Source organism: Arthrospira sp. PCC 9901 (genome assembly GCF_059013425.1).
Window position 1 is genome coordinate 4,434,075 of the sequence record NZ_CP102296.1, and the last position, 11,120, is coordinate 4,445,194.

Annotated in this window: 9 protein-coding genes; 1 reads left to right on the top strand and 8 read right to left on the bottom strand. The window is 46.0% G+C overall.

Annotation, left to right across the window (positions count from 1 at the left end):
• Positions 1-66 precede the first annotated feature (66 nt).
• The 7 genes from NLZ44_RS19655 to NLZ44_RS19685 form a co-directional block, all read right to left on the bottom strand.
• Complete coding sequence (locus tag NLZ44_RS19655; protein WP_493750872.1) at positions 67-1,041, bottom strand: YheT family hydrolase; 975 nt, start codon at positions 1,039-1,041, stop codon at positions 67-69.
• Positions 1,042-1,118: 77 nt separating this feature from the next.
• Entirely contained in the window at positions 1,119-1,736 is a 618-nt protein-coding gene (locus NLZ44_RS19660; RefSeq protein WP_493750873.1) for a TetR/AcrR family transcriptional regulator, read from the bottom strand.
• Between the two features lie 365 nt (positions 1,737-2,101).
• Positions 2,102-2,218, bottom strand: a complete 117-nt coding sequence (locus NLZ44_RS19665) for a photosystem II reaction center protein I (protein WP_006616470.1) — start codon at positions 2,216-2,218, stop codon at positions 2,102-2,104.
• 407 nt (positions 2,219-2,625) lie between these two features.
• Positions 2,626-3,345: a hypothetical protein gene (locus tag NLZ44_RS19670; RefSeq protein WP_493750874.1), complete on the bottom strand. Its 720-nt coding sequence runs from the start codon at positions 3,343-3,345 to the stop codon at positions 2,626-2,628.
• The gene (locus NLZ44_RS19675; RefSeq protein ID WP_493750875.1) at positions 3,342-3,746 is read right to left on the bottom strand and encodes a hypothetical protein; all 405 of its coding nucleotides are present in this window, start codon (positions 3,744-3,746) and stop codon (positions 3,342-3,344) included. Before NLZ44_RS19675 ends, NLZ44_RS19670 begins: the two co-directional genes overlap by 4 nt.
• Positions 3,743-4,384: a hypothetical protein gene (locus tag NLZ44_RS19680; protein WP_493750876.1), complete on the bottom strand. Its 642-nt coding sequence runs from the start codon at positions 4,382-4,384 to the stop codon at positions 3,743-3,745. Before NLZ44_RS19680 ends, NLZ44_RS19675 begins: the two co-directional genes overlap by 4 nt.
• A 489-nt stretch (positions 4,385-4,873) precedes the next feature.
• Positions 4,874-5,770 carry a hypothetical protein gene (locus tag NLZ44_RS19685; protein ID WP_493750877.1) on the bottom strand — a complete coding sequence of 299 codons (897 nt, stop codon included), beginning with the start codon at positions 5,768-5,770 and terminating at the stop codon, positions 4,874-4,876.
• A gap of 141 nt (positions 5,771-5,911) precedes the next feature.
• Between NLZ44_RS19685 and NLZ44_RS19690 the strand changes: the two genes are divergently transcribed.
• Positions 5,912-9,166: an alpha-mannosidase gene (locus NLZ44_RS19690; protein ID WP_493750878.1), complete on the top strand. Its 3,255-nt coding sequence runs from the start codon at positions 5,912-5,914 to the stop codon at positions 9,164-9,166.
• 92 nt (positions 9,167-9,258) lie between these two features.
• Here NLZ44_RS19690 and pgm read toward each other — a convergent pair whose 3' ends face one another.
• On the bottom strand, positions 9,259-10,914 hold the full coding sequence (gene pgm, locus NLZ44_RS19695) for a phosphoglucomutase (alpha-D-glucose-1,6-bisphosphate-dependent) (RefSeq protein WP_493750879.1): 1,656 nt from the start codon (positions 10,912-10,914) through the stop codon (positions 9,259-9,261).
• Positions 10,915-11,120 lie beyond the last annotated feature (206 nt).

The window sequence follows — 11,120 nt, forward strand, 5'->3', positions numbered from 1 at the left end:
ACGCACCCTAAGATGATTGTGATTTGACGGTTACAATAATCACGTCGCCTGGCTATGGGTGCATAATCATCGCCGGCTTCCAAACCAGTTTAAAATGCGATTCCATGCCCACCAAGGGTCACGATCGCCCCATTGTTTTTGACAGGATTTACTGCTAATATGGCAGACGTGCCCTCCTGATGGGGTTAGCCATAGGTCAATGGCTTTATTCTGTCTCGCTAACGCTTTTAAATCGGGGATAATGCTGGGGTCGAATAGAGGGTCATCTTCGGCATATAAAATTAGGGTGGGTTTGTATAATTGCGGTAAAATCTGCAAGCCACTGGTGGCGGTAAAATAGTCTTCTACTGTGGCAAATCCTAGTTTTTCAATTACTAATTCGTGGTCAAAACTACGAATTGAATTGACTCTGGCGATCGCTTCTTGATTGAAGATATTGGGGTGGTTTTGATTCAGTTTATGGGCGAGTATTTGCAGTTGGCGGGTAATGGCTTTTTCTAAATACTTCCCGACCGGATGATTTTCTAAATAGGTTAGGGATCTATTGGAGTCTAAACTAGGGCAAACTACGGCTGCACCAGCTATGTCTAAATTGCTGGAACTTTGGGCGGCTTTTAACCCCCACAAGGCTAATTGTCCCCCCAAGGAAAAACCTAATAAACTTATGGGGGCTGGACAGCCTAGGGCGAGTGACTGGTTAGCAATTTCTACAAAGTCTTGTCCTTCATATAAGCCGTCAGATTGCAGTGTGGGGGAGAGTTTACCCGTTTTACCGTGGGCGCGCCAGTCGAATAATACTACCGCATAACCATGGGCGAAGGCTTTGCGACCTAGTATTTTTAAAAACCACTGATTTTCTAAGTCTCCTACAATGCCATAAGTGGCAATTATTGTGCCTTGGGGGTTGGGGGGAATTGCATAAATACCAAAGATGGGGACACCCCCCGCCCCGGTGAAGATTTTTTGTTGATAGTGGGGGGCGGGTTCGTGGGTGTGATTTTGCCAGGTTTTGCTAATTTGCCGGGCTGTATAAAGGGTCATTATTAACCCGTTTTTGAGGAAAAATGGGGGGCGATAACTGGGAGATGACGACATGACAGGATTTTGATGATGATTCTTTATGGTAGGGCTTTTTGATGGATAATTAATTCTACTAAATTATCGATTAGGCGATCGGCTGTCATGGGTAGGGAATCTTTGCCTTGCAAAATCTCTTGGACTACCATATAATGAATCAGGGAGCCTACGAAGATTCGGGCTGTGGCTTCTGGGTCGGTAATGGTCAATTCTTGGCAGGTTTTTAAATACTCTGTCAGGGTGTCTATGGCGGGCTTGACTAGGGTTGTTAAAAATACTTGGGCTAGGTCTGGGCGTTTTCCTGACTCGGAGACGATTAACCGGATAAAGCCAAGATATTCGCGATCGCTTATATTTTCCATTAGTATTCGCTTGGCTAAGTCTCGTAACACTAACTCTGGTTTCCCTGATAGGGGAGGCGACCACACAATTCGGAGTTTTTCTGAGGCTATCCTTTTGACTAGGGCGGTAAACAACCCATCTTTGTCGGAAAAATGACTATATAGGGTTTGTTTGGACACCCCGGCTGCTTTGGCGACTCTATCCATACTGGTACTAGCATAACCGTGGGTGAGAAATTCTGGCATCGCCCCCCGCAAAATTTGTTCGGCTTTATCTGTCAATTCTGGCTGGGGTTGTTCATTAGTAATCTTTGACATTCTTCACACCATCCTTATACATATTTCAATCTGATATATGGGCTGATCCCTTGAGAGAATCTGCCTTTTAAATCATATATCGGACTAGGTGCGATCGCATGGTTATTAACTTCTCCCTAGCCAATTAAAAGGAGTTAATCCTAGCGGATTTTAGCTATTTATATTGGTAGTTTAGTTAGGGAAAGATGCCAATCTATAGGGTAATTATAGGCAGTTTTTTAGATAACAATTAACCACATATTATGGCTAGTCAAACTTATCCTAAATCGGTGATAATAGGGTAAATGGAGTTATTGGTTATACATGATAACTGATCACCCCATTTACCCCCCTAGATCAGGTTTTGGCTTGGGAATTCCGCCGGATTACTCTAAGTCCCGACGTTTGGGGTTTCGTGAGGGGTCATTGGATAAGAATCCAAAGATAAATAAGCCTACGAAGAAGAGGACAACGATGTTAACGATGATTTTCAGAGTTACCATTGTTTTATTACTCCCTGGGGAATCGGTTTTTGATTGGGTTATGCAATTTGCACTGTTTTCCCATCATATCTTAATTTGGGCTTTGGTTTAAGGATTTTATGGCTTTCTGGGGCGATCGCTTTCTGGAAAGAATGTTGAATAAATAATCAAGCGTATAGCCATGTTTACCCTATGGTTACATCATAGCAGAGGCGGCGGTAGATGTCAAGGGGAGCTGGGGTGAGGTGGCGATCGCTTTCTGGAAAGAATGTTGAATAAATAATCAAGCGTATAGCCATGTTCACCCTACGGTTACATCATAGCAGAGGCGGCGGTAGATGTCAAGGGGAGCTGGGGTGAGGTGGCGATCGCTTTCTGGAAAGAATGTTGAATAAATAATCAAGCGTATAGCCATATTTACCCTACGGTTACATCATAGCAGAGGCGGCGGTAGATGTCAAGGGGAGCTGGTGTGAGGTGGGAAGTTGGAGAGTTGACAGGTCCGAGAGTTGGAGAGTTTCAAAGCTGGGAAGTCCGAGAGTTGACGGGTGGGAGTTGACAGGTGAGAGGTGGGGTAAGTCCGAGAGTTGGAGAGTTGGAGAGTTGGAGAGTTGGAGAGTTGGAGAGTTGACGGGTCCAAGAGTTGGAAAGTTGGGAAGTCCGAGAGTTGACAGGTCTGAGAGTTGGAGAGTTTCAAAGCTGGGAAGTTGGAAAGTTGGAAAGTCCGAGAGTTGGGAAGTTGGGAAGTTGGAAAGTTGGAAAGTCCGAGAGTTGACAGGTCGGAGGTGGGAGTTGGGGGAAGTCCGAGAGTTGGGAAGTTGGGAAGTCCGAGAGTTGACAGGTCGGAGGTGGGAGTTGGGGGAAGTCCGAGAGTTGGGAAGTTGGGAAGTCCGAGAGTTGACAGGTCGGAGGTGGGAGTTGGGGGAAGTCCGAGAGTTGACAGGTCGGAGGTGGGAGTTGGGGGAAGTTGGAAAGTTGGGAAGTCCGAGAGTTGACAGGTCTGAGAGTTGACAGGTCCGAGAGTTGGAGAGTTGACGGGTGAGAGTTGGGGGAAGTCCGAGAGTTGACAGGTCGGAGGTGGGAGTTGGGGGAAGTTGGAAAGTTGGGAAGTCCGAGAGTTGACAGGTCTGAGAGTTGGAGAGTTTCAAAGTTGGGAAGTTGGGAAGTTGGGAAGTTGGGAAGTTTGAAAGCTGGGAAGTTGGAAAGTTGGGAAGTCCGAGAGTTGACGGGTGGGAGTTGACAGGTGAGAGGTGGGGTAAGTCCGAGAGTTGACAGGTCCGAGAGTTGACAGGTCTGAGAGTTGGAGAGTTTCAAAGTTGGGAAGTTGGGAAGTTTGAAAGCTGGGAAGTTGAAAAGTTGGGAAGTCCGAGAGTTGACGGGTGGGAGTTGACAGGTCGGAGAGTTGACGGGTGGGAGTTGACAGGTCCGAGAGTTGACGGGTGGGAGTTGGGGGAAGTCCGAGAGTTGACAGGTCGGAGGTGGGAGTTGGGGGAAGTTGGAAAGTTGGGAAGTCCGAGAGTTGACAGGTCTGAGAGTTGGAGAGTTTCAAAGTTGGGAAGTTGGGAAGTTGGGAAGTTTGAAAGCTGGGAAGTTGGAAAGTTGGGAAGTCCGAGAGTTGACGGGTGGGAGTTGACAGGTCCGAGAGTTGACGGGTGGGAGTTGACAAGTCCGAGAGTTGGAGAGTTGACGGGTGAGAGTTGGGGGAAGTCCGAGAGTTGACAGGTCGGAGGTGGGAGTTGGGGGAAGTTGGAAAGTTGGGAAGTCCGAGAGTTGACAGGTCTGAGAGTTGGAGAGTTTCAAAGTTGGGAAGTTGGGAAGTTTGAAAGCTGGGAAGTTGGAAAGTTGGGAAGTCCGAGAGTTGACGGGTGGGAGTTGGGGGAAGTCTGAGAGTTGACGGGTGGGAGTTGACAGGTGAGAGGTGGGGTAAGTCCGAGAGTTGACAGGTCCGAGAGTTGACAGGTCTGAGAGTTGGAGAGTTTCAAAGTTGGGAAGTTTGAAAGCTGGGAAGTTGGAAAGTTGGGAAGTCCGAGAGTTGACGGGTGGGAGTTGACAAGTCCGAGAGTTGGAGAGTTGACGGGTGAGAGTTGGGGGAAGTCCGAGAGTTGACAGGTCGGAGGTGGGAGTTGGGGGAAGTTGGAAAGTTGGGAAGTCCGAGAGTTGACAGGTCGGAGAGTTGGAGAGTTTCAAAGTTGGGAAGTTGGGAAGTTTGAAAGCTGGGAAGTTGGAAAGTTGGGAAGTCCGAGAGTTGACGGGTGGGAGTTGGGGGAAGTCTGAGAGTTGACGGGTGGGAGTTGACAGGTGAGAGGTGGGGTAAGTCCGAGAGTTGACAGGTCCGAGAGTTGACAGGTCTGAGAGTTGGAGAGTTTCAAAGTTGGGAAGTTGGGAAGTTGGGAAGTTGGGAAGTTGGGAAGTTTGAAAGCTGGGAAGTTGGAAAGTTGGGAAGTCCGAGAGTTGACGGGTGGGAGTTGACAGGTGAGAGGTGGGGTAAGTCCGAGAGTTGACAGGTCCGAGAGTTGACGGGTGGGAGTTGACGGGTGAGAGTTGGGGGAAGTCCGAGAGTTGACAGGTCGAAGGTGGGAGTTGGGAGGTAATGTGTTGAATAAAGAATCAAGCGTATAGCCAAATATGCCCTATTTTTAATATAAAAGCAGATGTGGAGGTAGGTGTCAAGGGTGATTAGGAGCGAGGTGGGGCTAATTTTTGGATAATTGAAAGGTGTGGGGATGATTTTAACCAGTTAACTATTTTGATGATAATTTGTTCAGCGATCGCTATAACCCTATCCAACCATTCAATTAAAGATTGTAGGGGATGTTTAACATATCCGATCGCTTCTGCTGGTGTTTCTAACCATAATGGTTTAGCTTCTACTTCTCGTTTTTGAGAATAGGCTATGCTACCACCTTCTGTGAGGGAGGTGTTAGGGGAAGTCGCTAGTTGTAGTTGTGATCCTTGATGGTGGTTTAATTGTTCCAGTATTTGTGATTCTAACTTGGGAAAATTAGGGAGAGTTTGACTGGGGGGAAGTTGAGGAGTCCGAGTCTTGGGGGAAGTCGAGTTTAATCTAAATTGAGGTTGAGAATTGGTTAAAGGTAAAGGTGGTTTTGAGGTTTTCCAAGGATCTGGAAGTGGTACCGATACCCTTAGAGAGGGGTTGAGATTATCGGTGGGTTCTTTGAGTAAATAATTGAGGGTCGAAAATATCCATAGGTGGAAGTTATGGAAAAGCGTCGTGGCGACCGGTTTGATTTGAGGTTCAATTTCTGCGATCGTGTTGTCGATCGCTAAAAGTACAGTAGGGTAAGATGATGGTTGTGGTTGGGGGTTCTCCTTCGCCGTGGTTTCTGCGGAGGGTAATGATGGTGAGACTTTGGGGGTGGGAAGTGTAAAGTTGCTCAGAGGAGTATTTTGGAGAATTAGATAAATCGGATAAAGTAAAATTTGGGTGGTGGCGCTGGTCGCGTAGCGAATATTGCGCCAAGTGCGATCGCAAGCATCAGTAAATTGCTGATAGTTGCTCAGGAGGAAGTTAAACAGGCGGCTTTTATAGGGACCGGAGTAGGCTGAGGACATATAGGCTCAAGTTATGCTAAGAGATGGTTTATGGGGTTATTAATAGCTCGTGCCTTCCATTGTACAGCAACTTACAGGGAATAGGCAAGAGCCAACAGGATAAGTCATGATGTTTGTTAGTTGAGTGGTTGATGGCTGAACATGAGTTTATCTAGTTCTGATGATAGTCGTGTTGTGATTAATCAGGCGATCGCCAGATTGCGGGAGATGACCAGATCCGATCTTCAGAGACGGTGGCGGTTTCATGAGGGAGATATTTCCCCACAAATGAACCAGGGGTGGCGTGATTGGTCCTTCGTGGATTTGAATGATCGGGGTCATGTAGCTTGGTCTGAGGGGGGGAAAGTTTTGTGGTTAGCCCAGGAGGTTAATATTCCCGCTAATTTAGGGGGGTATAGGTTGGAGGGTTTATGCTTGAAATTGAGTTTGGTTTGGTGGGCACAGTTGGCTGAAGTTTATGTTAATGGTAGTTTGGTACAGTCGGGAGATTTATTTGATTGTAGGACAGCGATCGTTTTGTCCGAGTCCGTCTTACCTTCCACCAAGTTTAGGATCTTTTTAAGGTTGGTAAGTCCCCCTCATGATCGAGGTGCTTTGGTAGCCTCTAGTTGTGTCTACCAAGCCGGAAAAGTTGGAGATATTGATCCGGGTTTTATTGGCGACGAGTTGGCGGTTTACTCTAGTTATCTGCTGAAGGGAAATATTGATGAGTTGGAGTTGACAAGTCGCGCACAAGTTTTCCCCCTCCTCTCTCCCCAAAGGTGGCAGGAGTTAGGGGAAGCCGTTAGTAGGATAAATTGGGATATTGTAGGCGATCGCCATTTATTGATGTCCGAGTTATTCCGTCTGCGAGAGTGTTGGGAGACCTGTGCGGATTTAAAGTTAGTTAAGTTTAGGTTTTTAGGTCATGCTCATTTAGACTTGGCTTGGCTATGGTCAGTCGCCGAAACTTGGTCGGTCGCCATTAAAACCTTTGAGTCCGTCCTCGCTTTACAGGATGATTTTCCTGAGTTGATTTTTACTCATTCTACCCCCGCGCTATATGCTTGGCTTGAGGAAAATAGACCCGATTTGTTTAAGTTAATCCAAAATCGGATTTCCCAGAAGCGTTGGGAGGTCGCCGCTGGTTTATGGGTTGAACCCGAATTAAATACCGTTTCTGGGGAGTCAATTGTTCGCCAAATTTTCTATGGTCAATATTATGTCGCTGAGAAGTTTGGGGAAGTCTCCCGTATAGCTTGGCTACCCGATAGTTTTGGTTTTTCTTGGCAACTTCCCCAGTTGCTGACTCTGGGAAGGATTGATTTTTTTGCGACTCAAAAGTTGCGGTGGAATGATACAACAGTCTTTCCCTATGGTTGTTTTCGCTGGCGAGGTTTGAACGGTACCGAAATTGTCAGTTTGATGTCTGCACCAATTGGGGAAAATGTCGAACCCCTCAAGTTAGTAAACTATGGCATTGAGTGGGAGTCTCAAACTGGCTTAAATGAGTGTTTATGGTTGCCAGGAGTTGGCGATCATGGCGGCGGTCCGACGCGGGAAATGTTGGAGGTCATCCGTCGTTGGCGATCGTCCCCTCTGTTTCCTGATTTGCGTTTTATGTCCGCCGTCGATTATTTGGATGGGCTGGGTGATTTACCCAATCTTCCAGTGTGGAATGATGAGTTATATCTCGAGTTTCATCGAGGTTGCTATACTACCCACGCTGACCAAAAGCGTTGGAATCGTTTGTGCGAAGGGTTGCTCTATCGGGCTGAGTTGTGGTCCGCTGTCGCTTCTATCGTGACCGGGTTTGAAGTTCCCCAGGCGACCTTAGAAGAGGCATGGAAGGGGGTTTTGTTTAATCAGTTTCATGATATCCTCCCAGGGTCCGCTATTGCTGAGGTCTATGAGGATGCTAACCGGGGTTGGCAGGCAGCCGCGACAACCGCTGGAGATGCTGAAAATAGAGCATTAGATGCGATCGCTTCTTCCATTTCTCTCCCTTACCCCCCACAACCTCAAGCTATACCCATTGTCGTCTTTAACCCCCTCAATTGGACTCGTTCCGAAATTGTCCAAGTCCCATTACCCCCCCAGGGAAGTTGGGATGTTTGCGAAAGCACTGGAAATGCCTTAAATTCCCAACTGGTGCGGGTTTCAGGTCGGTCTGAATTGCTGTTTTTTGCAACTGATGTGCCGTCAGTCGGTTATCGCTGTTTCTGGTTAGTGCCTAAATCCCCTGAAACCCCCATGAATCAAGGGTTTGAGCCGAAAAATGACCTTATATGCGCGCACCTTTTCCGACTTTACTACACTATATCAGGTTCCCGTTTAGATGTCAATACTAATCGTAAAAATTCCGAAAATTGGGAATTTGAGAATCAGTATTTACGGGTAAAAGTGTCGGGAGAAACAGGAGACTTAATCGAGATTTTTGATAAAGTCAATAGTCGGGAAGTCTTGACATATCCCGGACATCAATGGCGACTGTTTCGAGACCAGGGACAATATTGGGATGCTTGGAATATTGACCCCAATTATCATAAGTATCCCTTAGATAGTCCGCAACTAGAGTCAATTGAGTTTGTCGAAAAAGGTTATCTACGCGGGAGGTTGCGAGTTTTCAAGAGATTTAATAACTCTCGGTTTTGTCAAGATTATGTTTTATCGATATGGTCGCCAATTTTACGGGTTGAGTGTCGAGTAGAGTGGCGAGAGAATCATGTGTTAATGAAGGGTTATTTTCCATTGTCTATAAATGCAGATTTACTGAGTTATGAAATCCCTTGTGGTGTAATGGAGAGAAAGACCGAACCCCAGACAAATTTTGACAAATCCAAATGGGAAGTTCCTGCTTTAAATTGGGGGAGTCTGAGTGATGGTAATTATGGTGTATCATTGCTAAATGATTGTAAGTATGGATATGATTTTAAGCCAGATGAAATTGGTTTAAGTTTGCTACGGGGTTCTTTATGGCCCGACCCGAAAGCTGATGTAGGTGTTCATGAGTTTAGTTATGGTATTTACCCCCATTTAGGTGATTGGCGACAGGGGGAAACTGTGCGACGAGGTTATGAGTTTAATCAGCCGCTACAGGTGAGGGTTTTAGAGTTATCTAATGTGGGGATAACTGGTGGTGAGTCCTGTCGGAGTTTTTTAGGTTTTAGTGCTAGTAATTTTGTGTTAATGGCTGTGAAGCGATCGCACTTAGACCACCAGACTTGGATTATACGAGGTTATGAGTGTCAAGGAAGTGGGGGAGTATTGGAATTCGAGAATAGTTTAGGAGTCCAGGTCAACTATGCCGTCAACTTATTGGAGGAAAGGGTTGGGGTTTTTGACCGAAAGATGCAACCTTGGCAGGTGTTAGGGTTAGCCATTTCTGGGAAGACTGGGAGTGACGAAGTAACTTGAGATAATCATCAGACTACCAGGACTTGAGAAGCCGGGTAGAATTGGGAAAAAAGTTTTTAAAAACCCAGCTTCTCAGGAAAATTGATTAATTATTAAAAGGTGTCACTCACAATTTTTTGTGCTTCCGAAATAATCTGATTCAAATGTTCTTCCCCCTTAAAACTTTCCGCATAGATTTTATAGACATCTTCTGTACCCGATGGACGTGCAGCAAACCAACCTTGTTCCGTCGTAACTTTTAAACCACCTATAGCCGCATTATTTCCCGGTGCATTAGTCATTTTAGCCACGATTGGATCACCCGCCAAAGTTGATGCTTTCACATCTTCTGGAGATAACTTACTGAGGCGTGCTTTTTGTTCAGAATTAGCAGCAGAATCAATACGGGAATAGTAGGCGCGACCCAAACGTTCAGTCATGTCTTTATAGTGCATACCAGGGTCTTTACCAGTTTTAGCCGTAATTTCCGCCGCCAGTAAATCCATAATAATCCCATCTTTATCAGTAGTCCAAACTGTGCCATCCATTCGCAGGAAAGATGCGCCAGCGCTTTCTTCACCGCCAAAACCCAAAGAACCGTCTAGCAAGCCATCTACAAACCATTTAAAGCCTACAGGAACCTCACAAAGTTGGCGATTAATATCCTTAGCTACCCGGTCAATCAAACTGCTGCTAACTAAAGTTTTCCCGATCGCACTTTCAGGACTCCAGCCTTGTCGATTAGTGAATAAATACCAAATAGCCACAGACAGGAAATGATTAGGGTTCATTAATCCCATGCTAGGGGTAACAATACCATGTCGGTCTGAGTCCGTATCATTCCCAAAAGCGATATCATAATCATCTTTGAGTTTAACCAAATTCGCCATAGCATAAGGAGAGGAACAGTCCATGCGAATTTTCCCATCCCAGTCTACAGTCATAAACCCAAAAGTCGGGTCAACTGTAGGATTGACTATAGTCAAATTTAACCCATAACGTTCTGCAATAGGTTCCCAATAACCAATATTAGAACCCCCCAATGGGTCAACACCTATTTTAATTCCTGATTCCCGAATTGCTGCCATATCGATAATATTTTCCAGGTCAGCAATATATGGGGTAATGAAGTCAAAACTGTGGGTGGTGCTGGCGTATAATGCCTGATTGTAAGGGCTGCGACTTACCGCGCGATTACCATCAGCCAGGATTTGATTAGCCCGTTGTTCAATCCATTTGGTGATTTCCGGACCTGCCGGACCGCCAGAGGGGGGATTGTATTTAAAGCCGCCGTCCGACGGGGGATTATGGGAGGGGGTGACGATAATACCGTCCGCTAAACCTTCTGTACGTTGGCGGTTGTAGGTGAGAATGGCATGGGAAACCGCCGGGGTGGGGGTAAATCTGCCATTTCCTTCCTCTGTGGCTATGTAGGTTTCTACTTGGTTGGCTGCTAAAACTTCTAGGGCGGTTTTTTGCGCCGGTTCAGATAAAGCGTGGGAGTCGTGACCCATATACAGGGGACCCGTAATGCCTTGGTGGCGGCGATATTCTACCGTCGCTTGAGTAACTGCTAGGATATGGTCTTCGTTAAAAGTGCCGTTAGCCGAACATCCCCGGTGTCCAGATGTACCGAAGCTTACTTGCTGTTGAGGATTGTTGGGATCTGGACGCACTGAATAATATTGCTCAATAAGGCGATCGATATTTTCCAAGATATCACCTGGGGCGATTTTTCCGGCCAAGGGGCTAATGTTTTTGGCTACCATTATTATCTTGATGATTCTATACTCTGGGTAATGGTTGAGATTATACCAGTCAGTGTCCTGTGTATTTATCATCGCAATTTGGGCTAATTTAAGTTAAGTTTTACTAATGTGTCGCTGCCAATAGTTTTAATTTTATAAAGTTTGTTAAGAATTAATACATTTTTATTGATAATTTCTCTCAAAATATTGACGAGATTATAGGGGTT